This window comes from Telluria sp. ZT3P25, assembly GCF_059685895.1.
The window spans coordinates 1,663,924-1,680,859 of record NZ_JCASIJ010000001.1 but is presented as its reverse complement, the minus strand read 5'-3'; the positions used below and the strand labels follow the sequence as shown (position 1 = coordinate 1,680,859).

13 protein-coding genes are annotated in these 16,936 nt (G+C 65.0%); 5 read left to right on the top strand and 8 right to left on the bottom strand.

Features of this window, described 5'->3' with window-relative positions; all coding sequences use genetic code 11:
• Positions 1-1,476 carry a threonine synthase gene (gene thrC, locus AC56LY_RS07615; RefSeq protein ID WP_499578040.1) on the bottom strand — a complete coding sequence of 492 codons (1,476 nt, stop codon included), beginning with the start codon at positions 1,474-1,476 and terminating at the stop codon, positions 1-3.
• A gap of 225 nt (positions 1,477-1,701) precedes the next feature.
• Between thrC and AC56LY_RS07610 the strand changes: the two genes are divergently transcribed.
• Complete coding sequence (locus AC56LY_RS07610; RefSeq protein ID WP_499578038.1) at positions 1,702-2,670, top strand: IS1595 family transposase; 969 nt, start codon at positions 1,702-1,704, stop codon at positions 2,668-2,670.
• A gap of 43 nt (positions 2,671-2,713) precedes the next feature.
• Here the strand turns inward: AC56LY_RS07610 and AC56LY_RS07605 are convergent, their stop codons facing one another.
• Genes AC56LY_RS07605 through kbl form a run of 3 tightly spaced genes read right to left on the bottom strand, consistent with a single transcriptional unit; the run spans position 2,714 to position 6,327 of the window.
• Positions 2,714-4,096 (bottom strand): L-serine ammonia-lyase, encoded by a 1,383-nt coding sequence (locus AC56LY_RS07605; RefSeq protein WP_499578036.1) that lies wholly within the window; start codon positions 4,094-4,096, stop codon positions 2,714-2,716.
• 36 nt (positions 4,097-4,132) lie between these two features.
• A complete protein-coding gene (locus tag AC56LY_RS07600; RefSeq protein ID WP_499578034.1) occupies positions 4,133-5,095 on the bottom strand; it encodes an NAD-dependent epimerase/dehydratase family protein in 963 nt (320 codons plus the stop codon).
• Positions 5,096-5,121: 26 nt separating this feature from the next.
• Positions 5,122-6,327 (bottom strand): glycine C-acetyltransferase, encoded by a 1,206-nt coding sequence (gene kbl / locus AC56LY_RS07595; RefSeq protein WP_499578031.1) that lies wholly within the window; start codon positions 6,325-6,327, stop codon positions 5,122-5,124.
• 174 nt (positions 6,328-6,501) lie between these two features.
• On the opposite strand from kbl, the gene AC56LY_RS07590 reads away from it, so the two are divergent.
• A complete protein-coding gene (locus AC56LY_RS07590) occupies positions 6,502-7,077 on the top strand; it encodes a helix-turn-helix domain-containing protein (protein WP_499578026.1) in 576 nt (191 codons plus the stop codon).
• Between the two features lie 79 nt (positions 7,078-7,156).
• Here the strand turns inward: AC56LY_RS07590 and AC56LY_RS07585 are convergent, their stop codons facing one another.
• From AC56LY_RS07585 to AC56LY_RS07570, 4 genes are all read right to left on the bottom strand, one after another.
• A complete protein-coding gene (locus AC56LY_RS07585) occupies positions 7,157-9,322 on the bottom strand; it encodes a prolyl oligopeptidase family serine peptidase (RefSeq protein ID WP_499581988.1) in 2,166 nt (721 codons plus the stop codon).
• 100 nt (positions 9,323-9,422) lie between these two features.
• Positions 9,423-10,070 carry a tetratricopeptide repeat protein gene (locus tag AC56LY_RS07580; protein WP_499578023.1) on the bottom strand — a complete coding sequence of 216 codons (648 nt, stop codon included), beginning with the start codon at positions 10,068-10,070 and terminating at the stop codon, positions 9,423-9,425.
• A gap of 128 nt (positions 10,071-10,198) precedes the next feature.
• Positions 10,199-10,858: a 3'-5' exonuclease gene (locus tag AC56LY_RS07575; RefSeq protein ID WP_499581986.1), complete on the bottom strand. Its 660-nt coding sequence runs from the start codon at positions 10,856-10,858 to the stop codon at positions 10,199-10,201.
• 39 nt (positions 10,859-10,897) lie between these two features.
• Positions 10,898-12,163: an Hsp70 family protein gene (locus AC56LY_RS07570; RefSeq protein ID WP_499578020.1), complete on the bottom strand. Its 1,266-nt coding sequence runs from the start codon at positions 12,161-12,163 to the stop codon at positions 10,898-10,900.
• A gap of 238 nt (positions 12,164-12,401) precedes the next feature.
• Here AC56LY_RS07570 and AC56LY_RS07565 point away from each other — a divergent pair, with 238 nt between their 5' ends.
• Genes AC56LY_RS07565 through cphA form a run of 3 tightly spaced genes read left to right on the top strand, consistent with a single transcriptional unit; the run spans position 12,402 to position 16,776 of the window.
• On the top strand, positions 12,402-13,313 hold the full coding sequence (locus tag AC56LY_RS07565) for an isoaspartyl peptidase/L-asparaginase (protein WP_499578018.1): 912 nt from the start codon (positions 12,402-12,404) through the stop codon (positions 13,311-13,313).
• Entirely contained in the window at positions 13,310-14,191 is an 882-nt protein-coding gene (locus AC56LY_RS07560; RefSeq protein ID WP_499578016.1) for a cyanophycinase, read from the top strand. Before AC56LY_RS07565 ends, AC56LY_RS07560 begins: the two co-directional genes overlap by 4 nt.
• On the top strand, positions 14,188-16,776 hold the full coding sequence (gene cphA / locus AC56LY_RS07555) for a cyanophycin synthetase (RefSeq protein WP_499578013.1): 2,589 nt from the start codon (positions 14,188-14,190) through the stop codon (positions 16,774-16,776). The genes AC56LY_RS07560 and cphA overlap by 4 nt, the downstream gene beginning before the upstream one ends.
• The last annotated feature ends 160 nt before the right edge of the window (positions 16,777-16,936 follow it).

Sequence of the window (16,936 nt, the reverse complement as noted above, 5' to 3'; positions counted from 1 at the left end):
CTACAGGCCCGTGTGGTCGGCGATGTACGCCTTCATCTGGTCCACGTCGGCAGGCATCACGACGTAGCGCTGCGGCAGCGCCTCGATGTCGTCGAAACCGGCCGGACGCTCGGCATCGGTGCCCAGCGCTTCGAGGATCGTCTCGTTGAACTTGGCGGCCAGCGCGGTTTCCAGCACGATCATCGGCACGCCCGGCTTCATGTGCTCACGCGCGACCTTGATGCCGTCGGCGGTGTGGGTGTCGATGGTGATGTCGTAGTCGTCGGCCACGTCGCGGATCGTGTCGAGGCGGTCGTTGTGCGTCGAGCGGCCCGACGAGAAACCGAAACGGACCACGTGCCTGAATTCGTCGCCGTCACTGCCCGGCGCGCCGGACAGGTCGAAGCCGCCATGCTTGTCGACCTTGCGGAACAGCGCGTGAGTGCGCTCGGCGTCGCGGCCGACCAGGTCATACACGAAGCGCTCGAAGTTCGACGCTTTCGAGATATCCATAGACGGGCTGCTCGTGTGGTACGTCTCCGATGCCTTGCGCACGCGGTACACGCCGGTACGGAAGAATTCGTCGAGCACGTCGTTTTCGTTGGTGGCGGCCACCAGCTTGTCGATCGGCAGGCCCATCATGCGGGCGATGTGGCCGGCGCAGATATTGCCGAAGTTGCCGGACGGGACGGTGAACGAGACCTTCTGGTCGTTGCTCGTGGTCGCTGCCAGATAGCCGCGGAAGTAATACACGACCTGCGCCACGACGCGTGCCCAGTTGATCGAATTGACGGTGCCGATCTTCTGGCGCGCCTTGAATGTCAGGTCGTTCGACACCGCCTTGACCAGGTCCTGGCAATCGTCGAAGTTGCCCTTCACGGCGATATTGAAGATGTTCGGGTCTTGCAGGCTGAACATCTGTGCGGTCTGGAAGGCGCTCATCCGCTCGTGCGGTGACAGCATGAAGACACGCACGCCGCGTTTGCCGCGCATTGCGTATTCGGCGGCGCTGCCGGTGTCGCCCGAGGTCGCGCCAAAGATGTTGAGCGCGTCGTCGTTCTTGGCCAGCGCGTACTCGAACAGGTTGCCCAGCAACTGCATCGCCATGTCCTTGAACGCGAGCGTCGGGCCATTCGACAGCGCCTGAAGGATCAGCTTGCCATTGCGGCCGTTTTCCAGCACCCGCAGCGGGGTGATCTCGGCAGCGGATTCGCCGGCACGCGCGTTGCAATACACGGCGGGCGTGTAGGTGCGCGTGGTGATCGCTTTGAGGTCGGCGTCCGGGATATCAGTGGCAAACTTGCGCAGGATCTCGAAGGCCAGGTCGGCGTACGACAGCGTGCGCCATGCGTCGAGTTCGGCGCTCGTGACCTGCGGGTACTCGGCTGGCAGGTACAGGCCGCCGTCCGGGGCGAGGCCGCCGAGCAGGATGTCACAGAAGTTGTCGGGGTTGCGTGCTGCGGACGAGCTCGTCGCGCGGGTGGACACATAGTGCATACGGTTGTAGATCCAGTTGGCTCGGGTGGATCGTCAATTATAGTGGGAGCCAGAGAAATTGTATGCTGTGCTGCAAAAAAGTCATGTCACCCAATAAAGTTGGGCGGCCAATGCCCTGGCCGCCCAACGATTGCCGAAGGCGCAGTCAACGTTAAATAGTGCCGAGCTGTGAACTGATGAGCACTTTCGTGGTCCAACCCCTGTCATCAGCGCCAGGAGTCGAGCATGAAAGCACCCCGTTTCAAGCGTTGGTTCGCCAACCTGCCATTGCTCAACGTCCCGCAGCGCCGGCAGGTGCTGGATGCCCTGCATCCTGCTGCCGGGCTCGACCAGGTCGTCGCACTCATCGCACACGCCAGGTCGCCGGGCCGCTGCTGCCCCCGCTGTGGCAGCGTGCGCTGTCACCGGCACGGGTTCGCCAACGACCTGCAACGCTTTCGTTGCGCCGACTGCGGCCGCACCTTCAATGACCTCACCGGCACGCCTCTGGCGAGGCTCAGGCACAAGGCCAAATGGCTCGCCTATTCACAAGTTCTGCTCGATTCACTGCCCGTGCGCAAGGCGGCAGACCGGGTTGGCGTGCACCGCAACACGGCTTTTCGCTGGCGCCACCGCTTCCTGCACTGGGTCAAGCTCGACCGGCCAACCCCCCTGAATGGCATCGTCGAAGCCGATGAAACTTTTCTGCTCGAATCGCAAAAAGGTTCGCGCGCGCTCGACCGGCCGGCGCGGCGGCGGGGTGGCCGCGCCGCCAGGCCTGGCATTTCCCGGGAACTCGACTGCATTCTGGTGGCGCGCGACCGCAACGGACGCACGGTCGATGCCGTCACCGGCCGCGGTGCATTGACGGCCGCGCAGCTGGAACGCGACTTGTTGCCCAGACTCGACCCTCATGCCTTGCTGGTCAGCGACAGCCATGTCGCGTACAGAGCTTTTGCACGCAAGCACGGGATCACGCACGAAACCGTCAATCTGCATAAGGGGGTGCGGGCCAGGCGCATGGGCAATCTGGCCATTCACGTACAAAACGTGAATGCCTATCATCAGCGCTTCAAGGACTGGTTGCGGGGCTTTCGCGGTGTCGCGTCGCGCTATCTCGCCAACTATCTGGGTTGGCGCTGGGCACTGGATGGCGAGAGAGTAAGTTCACAAGAACAATTGCTGCATATCGCAATCAGAGTCATCAATACCTAATGCTGACTGCGCCTTGCCGAACCGGCCTGAATTAGCAATAAGCTCAGCAGGCGGCGTGGTTGACCGTCACGACGTGGATGGCCAGGCCGCCGAGCGACGTTTCCTTGTACTTGACCTGCATGTCGGCGCCTGTCTGGCGCATCGTCTCGATCACGCTGTCCAGGCTCACGAAGTGCACGCCATCGCCCTTGAGCGCCAGCGACGCCGCCGTGATCGCCTTGATCGCGCCCATGCCGTTGCGCTCGATGCACGGGATCTGCACCAGGCCGCCGATCGGGTCGCAGGTCATGCCCAGATGGTGTTCGATGCCGATTTCAGCCGCATTCTCGATCTGCTCGTTGGTGCCGCCCAGCGCCGCAACGAGGCCCGCCGCCGCCATCGCGCACGCCACACCGACTTCGCCCTGGCAACCCACTTCGGCGCCCGAGATCGACGCGTTCTTCTTGCACAGCATGCCGATCGCGGCCGATGTGAGCAAGAAGTCGCGCACGCCGCGCTGCGGATCGATCGGGCGGCAGTCTTCGGCGTAGTAGCGCAGCACGGCCGGAATGATGCCGGCTGCGCCGTTGGTCGGCGCCGTGACGACGCGGCCACCGGCGGCGTTTTCTTCATTGACTGCCATCGCGTACAGGCTGACCTGCTGCACGGCGTCGTGCGGCAACGCGTTCTGGGGCTGGGTTTCCTGCGCCTGCTTCCACAGGGCTGCCGCGCGGCGGCGCACGTTCAGGCCGCCCGGAAGGCGCCCTTCCGTCTTCAGGCCCTGGCAGATGCAGTCGCGCATCACGCGCCACAGGCGGTCCAGGCCGGCATCCAGGTCGACGTCGCTCATGCGTACGCGCTCGTTCGCGCGCAGCATGTGCGGGATCGTCAAGCCGTGCGTGCGGCCGTGCTCGAGCAGCTGGACCATCGTGTCGAACGGGTACGGCACCGGCGTGCCGACGGGCTCAAGAGTGCGCGCCTGGGCTTCGCCGGCCGCGGTGATGAAGCCGCCGCCAACCGAATAATAGATGCGTTCGATGATGCTGCCGTCACGCAGCTGCAGCACGAAGCGCATGCCGTTCGGGTGTTCGGGCAGCGTCGAGGCCTTGTGCCAGACCAGATTGACCCGTGCATCGAACGGCACGGTCTTGATGCCCAGGAGTGCGATCTGTCCATCGAGCGCGGCGAGATCGAGCTTGTCGTCGACCGACGCCGGATCGAGCTCCTGCGGCGTCTCGCCCATCAGGCCGAGAATGACCGCCTTGTCGGTCGCGTGGCCGACGCCCGTCAGCGCCAGCGAACCATACAGGTGCGCCTCGACGCCGACCGCCTCGTCCAGCATGCCGCTTTCCAGCAGAAAGCGGCGCGCCGCGACCATCGGGCCCACCGTGTGGGAACTCGACGGGCCGATGCCGATCTTGAACAAATCAAACACGCTCATGTCCATCTTGTGTCTCCTGCTTTTTATTTTTGAGGCGAGGTCTTACGCTGCTGCCTTGATGCCGACATCGATATTGGCCAGCATCGAGTCGACCATCTCGTCGATACCGATGCGCGATTGCCAGCCCCAGTGGGCCGTCGCGCGGCTGTCGTCCAGGCTTTTCGGCCACGAATCGGCGATCTGCTGGCGGCTGTCCGGGGCGTAGGCGATCGCGAACCCGGGGCGCGCCTTCTGGATCGCGGCGGCCAGTTCGCGCGGGTTGAACGAGACGCCGGCCACGTTGTACGACGAACGGATCGCCACCTGTTCGGCGGGCGCTTCCATCAGTTCGATGGTGGCGCGGATCGCGTCGGGCATGTAGATCATCGGCAGCGTGGTCTCGGGGCCGAGGAAGCATTCGTAGGTCTCGCCGCGCAGCGCCGCGTGGAAGATCGCGATCGCGTAGTCGGTGGTGCCGCCGCCCGGTGGCGACTTGTAGCTGATGATGCCGGGATAGCGGATGCTGCGCACGTCCACGCCATACTTGCTGTGATAGTACTCGCACAGGCGCTCGCCGGCCAGCTTGCTGATGCCGTAGATCGTGGTCGGGTCCATGATCGTGAACTGCGGCGTCTGTTCGCCCGGCGTGTTCGGGCCGAAGGCGGCGATCGACGATGGCCAGAAGACTTTCAGTGGCTTGCCGGCCTCGCCCCGTTCGCGCGCGATCTCCAGAATGTTGAGCAGGCCATCCATGTTCAGGCTCCAGGCCTTGAGCGGCGCTTTTTCGCCGGTGGCCGACAGCATCGCGGCCAGCTGGTAGACCTGGGTGATGTCTTCGTCGGCGATCAGGCTTGCCAGCGCATCGTTGTCCAGCACGTTCAGACGGGTGTAGCGCGCGGCGCCATACAGGTTGTTCTCGCCGATGTCCGACGCGATGACGTTCTGCGCGCCATGGCGCTCGGCCAGTGCGCTGACCAGTTCACTGCCGATCTGGCCGTTGGCGCCGATGATGAGGATGCGTTCCATGCTGTGATTCCTTGCGTATTTATTTATTATTGTTGCTTGATGATGCCCAGCTCGCGGCCGGCTTGTTCGAATGCCTTGAGCACGACGTCCAGCTGTTCGCGGGTATGCGCAGCCGACAGCTGCACGCGCACGCGCGCCTGGCCCATCGGCACCACCGGATAGAAGAAGCCCGACAGCAGCACGCCCAGTTCAAACATGCGCGCGGCGAATTTCTGCGCGACCGGCGCGTCGAACAGCATCACCGGCACCACCGGGTGCGTGCCCGGCTTGATGGTAAAGCCGATGCGCTCGATCTCGGCGCGGAAGTACGCCGTGTTTTCCATCAGGCGGTCGCGCAGTTCGGTCGACTTCGAGATGCGCTCGAGTACCGCGAGCGAGGCGCCGGCGATCATCGGCGCCAGCGTGTTCGAGAACAGGTACGGGCGCGATTTCTGGCGCAGCGTTTCGATCACTTCCTTTTTGCCCGACGTGAAACCACCCATCGCGCCGCCCAGGGCCTTGCCCAGCGTGCCGGTGATGATGTCGATCTTGCCGATCACGCCGCAGTGTTCGTGCGTACCGCGGCCGGTTGCGCCCATGAAGCCCGATGCGTGGCACTCGTCGATCATCGTCAGCGCGCCGTACTGCTCGGCCAATGCGACGATCTTGTCCAGCTGGGCAATGGTGCCGTCCATCGAGAACACGCCGTCGGTCACGATGATCTTGTGGCGCTTGCCGGCTTCAGTGGCGGCGATCAGCTGCTTTTCGAGATCCGCCATGTCGTTGTTGGCGTAGCGGTAGCGCGCCGCCTTGCACAGGCGGACGCCGTCGATGATCGAGGCGTGGTTCAGCGCGTCCGAGATGATCGCGTCGTTCTCGTCGAACAGCGGCTCGAACACGCCGCCGTTGGCGTCGAACGCGGCGGCGTACAGGATCGTGTCTTCGGTGCCCAGGAACTTCGACAGCGCCGCTTCCAGTTCCTTGTGCACGGTCTGCGTGCCGCAGATGAAGCGCACCGACGACAGGCCGTAGCCGTACTTTTCAAGCGCGGCGGCGGCGGCTTGCTGGGTTTCCGGGTCGCCCGCCAGGCCCAGGTAGTTGTTGGCGCACATATTGATCAGGGTACGGCCATCCTGCGCGACCACTTCGGCGCCCTGGCGCGAAGCCAGCACGCGTTCCGGCTTGAACAAGCCATCGCTACGCAAGGTGTCGAGTTTTTGCTGCAGGCCGCTGTAGAAAGTCTGGTCGCTCATGGTGTTTTTCCTGTTCCGTGGATGGTCCGGCTTGACCGGCAGTTGGCGGATGCTGTACCGTGGGTTTGTTCGATGTAGAAGACTTATCCTGTATATCGAACAAAGATTCAATATAGTGGATATTACCCGTGCCCAATCGACTTGGCAAGCCGGTCCTCAACACCTTATGCGGCAATGAATACAATATCAACCAACAACGCGCCACCCGAAGTCGGCGCCACACTGCAACGCCTGCGCCTGGCCCGTGGCCTGACGCTCGAAGACCTGTCGCGCATTGCCGGCGTGTCGAAATCGATGCTGTCGCAGATCGAACGCGAGAAAGCCAACCCCACCATTGCCATCACCTGGCGCCTGGCCAATGCGCTGGGCGTGCAGATCAGCGAACTGCTGTCGTCCGAAGTACGGCCGACGGAACTCATCCGGCTGGTGGACGCCCACGAAATCCCTACCCTGCCCGGCGCGCACGCCGGCTATTCGCTGCGCATCCTCGGCCCGATGGATTTGGCCGGCAAGTATGAATGGTATGAGCTGACGCTGGCGCCCGGTGGTGAACTGGCGTCGCAGGCGCATGATCCTGGCACGGGCGAACATCTGACGGTGATCACCGGGACTGTGGAGCTGGAAGTGGGACCGGAGAAGAAGAAGGTGCGCCATGGCGCGACGGCGCGCTACCCGGCCGACCAGAACCATGTGATCCGCAATACGGGCAAGACCGAGGCCAAGGCGGTGCTGGTGGTCGTGCACCGGTAATAGAAGTACCAAGCGACAGACACACAAAACAACATGGCCGCCGGATCGCTCCGGCGGCCATGTTTGCATGCGCCCGGTGTTACTTGGCGCCGGCGGCCGTCACGGCCGCGTCATTCATGTGCAGCTCGCGCGACAGGAAGCCCCAGCGATCCGCGACTTCCTCGATCTGCTTGCCCGTCGGCTTGCCTGCACCGTGGCCGGCCTTGGTGTCGATGCGGATCAGGATTGGCGCGCTGCCGGCCTGCGCTGCCTGGGCGGCGGCCGCGTACTTGAAGCTGTGCGCCGGGACCACGCGGTCATCGTGGTCGGCCGTCGTCACCATCGTCGCCGGGTAGCAGGTACCGGCTTTCAGGTTGTGCAGCGGCGAATACTTGACCAGCGCCTTGAATTCGTCCGGGTTCTCGGACGAGCCGTAGTCCGACGTCCATGCCCAGCCGATCGTGAACTTGTGGAAGCGCAGCATGTCCATCACGCCCACCGATGGAATCGCGGCCGCGAACAGGTCCGGCCTCTGCGTCGTGGCCGCGCCGACCAGGAGGCCCCCGTTGCTGCCGCCGCCGATGGCCAGCTTCTGCGGCGACGTGACCTTGTTCTCCACCAGCCATTCGGCCGCGCCGATGAAGTCGTCGAACACGTTTTGCTTTTGCAGCTTGGTGCCGGCCTGGTGCCACGCTTCGCCGTACTCGCCGCCGCCGCGCAGATTGGCCACGACATACACGCCGCCCATTTCCATCCACGCCAGAATGGCCGGCGAGAAGGCGGGCGTGAGCGAGATATTGAAGCCGCCGTAGCCGTACAGGTAGGTCGGGTTCTGGCCATTCATCTTCAGGCCCTTCTTCGACACGATGAACATCGGGACCTTGGTGCCGTCGCGGCTCGTATAGAACTGCTGGCGCGTTTCATAGTCGGCCGGGTTGAACGCGACCTTTGGCTGGCGGAACACGGTGCTCTGGCCCGTCGTCATGTTCAGGCGGTAGATCGTGGTCGGGCTGGTGAAGCTGGTATAGGAATAGAAGGTCTCGGTGTCGCCACGCTTGCCCGACAGGCCCGCCACGGTGCCGATCCCCGGCAGCGCGATCTCGCGCACCGGCTTGCCGTCGAGCGAGACCACGCGCACGACGCTGCGGGCATCCTTCAGGTACTCCAGCACCAGCTGGTTGTTGACGATGTCGGCGCCAGCCAGCGTGTCGGCGCTTTCGGCGACGACTTCTTTCCAGTTGGCCTCTGCCGGTTTGCTGACGTCGATCGCGATGATGCGCTTCTTGGGCGCCTTGCGGTCGGTGCTGAAATAAAACACGCTGCCGACGTTGTCGATGAAGTCGTAGCCGGCGTCGAAGTTGTCGATCAGGTCGACCACCTTTGCGTCAGGCTTCGACAGGTCCTTGTACGACACGCGGTACTTCGGCGCCGTGCCCTTGGTCGTCGTGATGATCAGGTAACGGCCGTCGTCCGTGGTGCGGCCACCGAAGCCCCATTCCTTCTGGTCGGCGCGGTCATACACCAGTGTGTCGGCGCTTTGCGGCGTTCCGATGCGGTGGTAGTACAGCTTCTGGAAGTAGTTGACGTCGGCCAGCTTGGTCGCTTCCTTCGGCTCGTCGTAGCGGCTGTAGAAGAAGCCCTTGCCGTCTTTCGTCCAGGCCGTGCTCGAGAACTTGACCCACTTGATGTGGTCCGGCAGGTCCTTGCCGGTTTCAATGTCGCGCAGCTTGATCTCGTTCCAGTCCGAGCCCGATGCAGCGATGCTGTAGGCCAGCAGCTTGCCGTCCGGGCTCACTTCGGTGCCGGCCAGGGCGACCGTGCCGTCGGCGGCCAGCGTGTTCGGGTCGAGCAGCAGGCGCGGCTCGTCATTCAGGTTTTTCAGCGTGTACAGGACCGACTGGTTCTGCAGGCCATCATTGCGCGTATAGAAGTAGCGGCCACCTTCCTTGCCCGGCACGCTGTAACGCTCGTAGTTCCACAGCTGCGTCAGGCGCTGGCGGATCGCTTCGCGTTGCGGGATCTGGGCCAGATACGCCTGGGTCACCTTGTTCTGGGCATCGACCCACATCTTCGTCTCGGCGCTGTTGGCGTCTTCGAGCCAGCGGTACGGATCGGCGACCACGGTGCCGTGGTAGTTGTCGGTCTGGTCGACTTTCTTCGTTACCGGATAGGTCGGCGCAGTGCCCTTGGTGGAACAGCTTTGTGCGAGCACCGGGCTGGCGCTGAAGGTCGTGGCCAACACGGCGGCAAGCGTGGCAAGTTTCATGTGCATGTTGTTCTCGGTCTGTGAATGATGAGGTCGGCTTATGGCCGCAGGGCATCATAGCGCGAAACGACAACAGTGCAAACCGCCCGCCGGGCGGGGCTTACAGCAGACCGAGCGCCCGCTGCGCGACCGGGTTGCCGGCGCCCGCCGCATGACGGAACCAGTACAGGGCGCGCGTGCTGCTGGCCGCCACACCCAGGCCGCGCGCGTACATGTGCGCCAGCTGGACTTGCGCGGCCACATGCCCCTGCAAGGCGGCTTTGCGGTACCACGCCATCGCCAGCGGATGGCTGACCGTGACGCCCAGCCCGTGCAGGTAGCCGTGCGCCAGCTGCGCCTGGGCACGCGCCATGCCCTGCTCGGCCGCCCGGTAGAACCAGGTCAGCGCGGCCGTGTGCGACAGCGCCACGCCGCGCCCTTTTCGGTACAGCAGGCCCAGATTGTATTGCGCCGAGCGATCGCCCTGCTGCGCAGCCCGGAGGAACCAGCGCGCTGCAAGGACGTGGTCAGGATGGACGCCGCGACCGCTGTAGTACAGGGTGCCGAGGTGATTCTGGGCGTACGCCAGGCCGCTGGCCGCCGCGCGCGCCAGCCAGGCTGCCGCCTGCACGTCGTCGCGCCCGATGCCGTGGCCGCGCAGATAGAGTTGGGCCAGGTTGAACTGGGCGTAGGGGTTGCCGCGCCAGGCGGCGCGGCGGTACCAGGTGAACGTCGCGGCGCCAGTGCGGGCGGCATGGTCGGAGCTCATCCAGATCCTTTCGGCAAGTCGGGCGAACGACTGCAGATGCAGCCGGTTCCATTGCCAAAAGTTTAAGTAGATCGGGGACGCGCGGTTTGCGAGCGCGCAATCAGGGCATCAGGTGCAATCAGCTGCCATCAGTTGCCATTGAGCGCAGCGGCCATCTGGCGTTCGCGCACGGTGGCGGCGTATTTTTCAAGAAATACCGGAATCTTGGCGGCAGCGACCTTGTTGATCGAGACCAGCAGGCTCGGCTCGACGCGATCGATGCCGCAGGTGCGGCCGAGGTGGCGCGCAGCATGCAGGAGCACGTCAGCCGCGACCTGGGCGTCGGCCTCGGCCCGGTGGGCGGTGCCGGCAAATGGAATGCCGAGCTGGCTCGACAGTTGGCCCAGCTTGTAGCTGACCAGACCCGGGAACAGACGCCGCGACAGTTTCAGCGAGCAGACCAGGCCCATGTGCTGCGTCGTGCGGCCCAGGCGCGCGCCTTCGGCTTTCAGGAATTTTTCGTCGAAGCTCGCATTGTGCGCCGACAGCACGTCGCCGCCGATGAAATCGATCAGCTCGGGCACGACCTGGTGCGCCGGTGGTGCGCTGTCGACCATCTGCTGGGTGATGCCGGTCAGGGCGGTGATGAACGACGGCACGCGCACGCCGCAGTTGACGAGGGAAACATAGCGCTCGGTGACTTCGCCGCCGACAATGCGCAGTGCTGCCACTTCCGTGATGCGGTCGCCCATGTCGGGCGACAGGCCGGTGGTCTCGAAGTCGAGCATCACCAGCGGTCGGTCGTACATACTCATCCTTGCTCCTTTGTGTGCTTTTCCAGCTCAGCGTCAGCCGAACTTGCGCAGCGCGTCAAGCGCCAGGCCGGTGCCGATGCTGCCGAACAGGTCGCCCTCGACGCGGCACGCATCCGGCACCATCGCACCAATCCGCGCGCGCAGCAAGCCCACGCCGCTCGAACCGCCCGTGAAAAAGACCGTATCGACGTCGCTAGGGCGCACGCCCGCATCGGCAAACAGCTTGCCGACCGTCGTGGCCACCTGCTCGACCAGCTGCGCGATGGCCGCTTCGAACTGCGCGCGCGCGATGTCCAGCGACTCGGGCGGCGACAGGCGATCGAGCTGCAGATTGACCATATCGGCGTCGGACAGCGCAATCTTGGCGCCCTCGACCTGCATCGCCAGCCAGTGACCGGCGCGGTCTTCGATCAGATTCTGCAGGCGCGCGATGCGTGCCGGTTCGGCCGCGTCGCGGGCCAGGTCGGCCAGTTGCGTCACGCTCTTGCGCGTGTAGGCCTGGTTGATCGTATGCCAGGTGGCCAGATTGAAATAATAGCTCGACGGGATTTCGGCGCCCGAGCGCAGCTTGCTGCCATAGCCCAGCAGCGGCATGACGCTCGCCAGGCTCAGGTATTTGTCGAAATCGGTACCGCCGATGTGCACGCCGCCATTGGCCAGGATATCGTCGCGGCGGTCGGGCCGGCCGGCGCGCTCGGGGCCGAGGCGCACCAGCGAAAAGTCGGATGTACCGCCGCCGATGTCGGCGATCAGGACCAATTCTTCGCGGTCGATGCGCGATTCGTAATCGAAAGCGGCAGCGATCGGCTCGTACTGGAAGCCGATGTCGCGAAAGCCGACCGAGCGCGCGACGTCGAGCAGCGTATCCTCCGCCAGCTGATCGGCCTTGGCATCGTCGTCGATGAAGAACACGGGGCGGCCGAACACGGCGCTGTGGAACGACTGGCCGGCCTGGCCTTCGGCGCGGCGCTTGACCTCGCCGATGAACTGGGCCAGCAGCGAGCGGAACGAGACCGAACGGCCCGCGACCTCGGTCTGGCCGTCGATCAGGCTCGTGCCCAGCAGGCTTTTCAGCGAACGCATCAGGCGGCCTTCGTAGCCTTCGAGATATTCGGCGAGCGCAGCGCGGCCATAGCTGACGCGCTCGTCGTCGGCATTGAAGAACACCACCGACGGCAGCGTGGGCTTGCCGTCCTCGAGGGTCAAGAGCGCCGTTGGGGCGGATTGCATCATGCCGGGCCGATACCAGCCGACCGTGGAATTTGACGTGCCGAAGTCAACGCCGCAAGCGTGCACCATAGGAACCTTTATCTTGAAGGGGCGGTATGGTAACAGATTCCGTGCGGTATCGCTTTGCGCGATCCCGGCTGTGGCAGACAGGCGACGTCTTCCTGTAAGCAAGCTCTTACAGGGAGGCGGCGAGCGTACCGATACGGCGCCCGTGGCGAACACCGGATAATCTGCTCATCAATGCGCCGCCGGCGCTGTCAGCGCTGCAAGCTGGCGATTACAACAATAAAGACGAAAGATTGACCGCATGAGCAATACCCCCCACGCTGGCGCCGTCGTTGTCCACGGCGGTGCTGGCACGACGCGCGACCATGAAGATGGTTGCGTGCTCGCAGCGCGGCGCGCCCTGGCGCAACTCGAAATCAACGGCGACGCGCTTGACGCCGCCATCGGCGCGGTGACCATGATGGAAGACGATGGTCGCTTCAACGCCGGCAGCGGCTCGGTGCTGGGCCTGGATGGCGCCACCGTCGAAATGGACGCCGCGATCATGGATACGCGCGGTCGCCTGGGCGCCGTGGCCTGCGTGCAGGCGGTGCAGAACCCGGTACACCTGGCGCGCGCCGTGGCGGACACGCCGCACTGGCTGCTGGCAGGCGAAGGTGCGGGCCGCTTTGCGCGCACGATCGGCATGCCGGACGCCGCCCCGGTCTCGGAGCGCCAGCGCACGGCGCACCGCAAGCTGCTCGCGCAACTGGCAGGATCGATGCCGGTGATGCCGGGCCTGGACCGCAGCCTGATCGAGCACTACTGGAATTACAATACCCCTATGCGACTGCCCGAAGGCGTGGCCTGCGATACCGTTGGCGCGGTCGTACGCGGCGCCGATGGCCACTTTGCCGTGGCCTGCTCGAGCGGCGGTTCGGCGCCGGCGCTGCTCGGCCGGGTCGGCGACGCGCCGATCATCGGCAGCGGTTTTTTTGCCGGCCCGGAGGGCGCGGTCGCTGCCACCGGGATCGGTGAGCAGCTCGTGCGCCACCTGCTGGCGCGCACCGTGTACGGCTGGATTGCCGATGGCATCCCGCTGGTGGACGCGCTGCAGCGCGGCGTGGCTTTGTTCACGCCGGACATCAAGGTCGGCCTGATTGCGGTCAGCCGCACGGATGCCGGCGCCTTCAGCAACAGTGATATGCCCACTTCGAAAATGGTACAACGATGAACCCAACACTGAACGTACCGCGCAACGGCCACCTCGTCATCATCGGCGGCCACGAGGACCGCCAGCACGACATGCAGATCCTGTCACGCTTTATCGAACTGGCCGGCGGCCCTGATGCGCGCATTGTCGTGATCACGGCCGCCAGCCAGATCGCCGACGAGATGTGGAAAATCTACGATGACGCCTTCGGCTCGCTCGGCGTAACGCGCCACAGCCACCTTGAAATCACCAGCCGCGACGACGCCAACGACGAGAACTTCGTGCGCCAGGTCGCCGAAGCCGATGGCATCTTCATGACGGGCGGCGACCAGAAACGCCTGCTCGCGCTGATCGGTGGCACGGCGCTGGACGCCGAGATGCACGCGGCCCTCAAAGTGCGTGGCGCGACCATCGGCGGCACCAGCGCCGGTGCATCGGCGATGTCGGGGCACATGCTCGCCCAGGGCCGCACCGACCTGCTGCCCGAAAAAGGCTCGGTCAGCCTGGGCGCCGGCCTGGGCTTTTTGCACCGCGTGGTCGTCGATCAGCATTTCTCGGAGCGCCAGCGTCTGTCGCGCCTGTTGTCGATCGTCGCGCAGAACCCGTACCTGCAAGGCATCGGCATCGACGAAGACACGGCGCTCGTGATCGAACGCGGCGTGGGCATCGAGGTGCTGGGCGAAGGCGCAGTGACCGTCGTCGACGGCCGCTCGATGAGCAGCAACGTTGCCGAGATCAAGGACCGGGCCATCCCGGAACTGATCGATGTCCGGCTGCACCTGCTGCCCGCCGGTGCGAAGTATTCGCTGCCGATTGGCGACGAACAGGTTGGCCGGCGCATTCCCGCTTCGCTGCTGGACTTCCTGCAGATCGTCACGAAGCGCACGCCCCTCTCATGAAGATCACTGAAAAGCGCCTGCTGCGGGGCCCGAACCTGTACGCCGAGACGCCGTGCCTGATGGCCGTCGTCGACAATGCCAATACGAAGGGACGCGGGTTCGGTGCGCGCCTGCTGGCATTGATGCCAGAGCTGCCTGTGGCAGCGGCCGTGCGCTTGTCCGACGACGCCCTGCCCGTTGACGCGCTCGAGCCCGTGATCATGGAACTTCAGCGTCTGGCGGGCATCCCTGGAGAGCATAGTGCGACGCTGGCAGTGCTTGGCTCCGAGCAGCGCCGCCGCATCGTGTGCGGCTATGGCGTCGAGCAAGTGGCGAGTGAAGCGCTGCGCACCGGCGTCAAGCTGCTGACCGCGCTGACGCGCGACGAACCGTTCGACCTCGATGCCGCTGTCGCGGCGTTGCGCGAACTTGCGCTGGAGCACGCGATCGGCACCAGCACCGGCGCCGTGCTCGATGCGGCGCACCGACGCGGCATTCCGTCGCGCCGGCTGACGGACGAAGCCAACCTGTTCCAGCTGGGCTGGGGCAGCCGGCAAAAACGCCTGCAGGCGACGATCACCGGTGCTACCAACTCGATCGCGGTGAGCATCGCCAGCAACAAGCACCTCACCAAGACGCTGCTTGCGCAGGCCGGCGTACCGGTGCCGCGTGGCGAGGTCGTCACGACGATCGCGGCAGCCCAGCGCGTCGCGCGGCGCCTGGGGTGTGCGGTGGTGGTCAAGCCACTGGACGCGAACCAGGGCAAGGGCGTGACGGTCGATTGCGCCACACCGGACAGCGTCGAACGGGCTTTCGAGCACGCGCGGCTTCACGGTCGCCGCGTGATCGTCGAGCAGTACCTGGAGGGGCGCGACTACCGCGTGCTGGTCACGGGCGGCCGGATCGCCGCCGCGTCGTGGCGGCGCCCGCCCGGTGTGACGGGGGATGGCCATTCAACGATTCGCGCGCTGGTGGAGCTCGAGAACCGCAATCCGGCACGCGGCGACGGGCACACGAACATCCTGACCAGGATTCCACTCGACGCATTGGCGATCGAGACGCTGGCCAGCCAGGGCTACGAGCTCGATACGGTGCTGACGGCCGGCATCGGCGCCGACTTGCGCGGCAACGCGAACCTGTCCACCGGCGGCACCGCCGAAGACGTGACCGACCTGCTGCCGGAAGAAACGCGCGACATCTGCATCCGCGCTGCGCGCACCATCGGCCTGGACATCGCCGGCATTGACATCATCTGCGACGACATCGCCCTGCCCTTGCATGCACAGCGTGGCGGCGTCATCGAAGTCAATGCGGCGCCGGGGATCCGGATGCACCAGTACCCAAGCCGCGGCGCGCCGCGCGATGCGGGTGACGCCATCGTCGAATCCCTGTTCGGCGCCGACGATGGTCGCATTCCCGTGGTCGCCGTGACCGGCACCAACGGCAAGACCACCACCAGCCTGCTGATCGAGCACGCGGTGCGGCTGGCCGGCCTGCGCACCGGTGTGACGACGACCAGCGGCGTGTACCTGGACGGGCAGCTGGCGTATGAAGGTGACTGCACCGGCTACCATTCTGCGCGCAGCGTCCTGGGTTCGCCCGAGGTGGATTTCGCGGTGCTGGAAACGGCGCGTGGCGGCATCCTCAAGCGTGGCCTGGCGTACGACCGCTGCGATGTGGCAGTAGTACTGAATGTCTCGGCCGATCATCTGGGACTGGATGGCATCGACACCATTGACGACCTGGCCAGGGTCAAGGCCGTCGTGGCAGCCAGGGCGACGCGCGCAGTGGTGCTCAATGCCGAGGATCCCCATTGCGTGGCGATGGCGGACGCGCTGGCCGAGGGCGTCGAGGTCATCTATTTCGCGCTGGACGCCGAAGATCCGGTTCTGGTGCCGCACATCGAACAAGGTGGCCGCGGCGTCTACCTGCAGGACTCGACGATTGTGCTGGCAGGCGGCGTGCGGCACGAGGCCTTGCTCGATGTGCAGGCGATGCCCGTGTCGCTGGGCGGGCATGCGCGCTACAACATCGCCAACGCGATGGCAGCCGCCGCGGCGCTGATGGCGAGCGGTTTCAGTCACCACGACATCGCTGCAGGGTTGCGCGGGTTCGTCTCGGACAGCAAGCACAATCCGCTGCGCTCGAACCTGTACGACGTCGACGGCGTGACGGTGGTCGTCGACTACGCCCACAACTGCGCCGCCTACGCCGCGCTGGCCGGGATGGCGCGCGCGATGACCGCTGGCCGTCTGGTCGGCGTGGTCGCTGCACCAGGGGACCGCCGCGACGCCGACCTGATCGACATCGGCCGCACCTGCGCCGCCGGCTTCGACGAGCTGGTCGTCTACGACAGCGAGGCGCGCGGCCGCGCAGCCGGCGAATCGGCACGACTCATCGCCCACGGTGCACAGCTGGCGAAGATCGCGGCGGACCACTTGCAGATCGAGCACGACGTCCACCGCGCAATCCGACTGGGCCTGTCACGCTGCGTGCCCGGCGACGTCCTCGTCTTCGGCTGCGGCTCATCCATCTCCGAGCTCACGGAAGCCCTCCGCCCTACCCGCCCGGACCTGGCCAAGAAGATCGAAGCCGCCGCGATCTAAGGGCATAAAAAAAACGGCCCCATGCGGGCCGTTTTTCATGCATCTGGGGCTTCCCCGAATCAATTGCAAAATAATTCGACACTGACCCCAATTAATTATTGCCTTACCACCCAACCTGAAGAAACTGAACAATTAGGGTCAGTGTCGAATTCTTTGACAA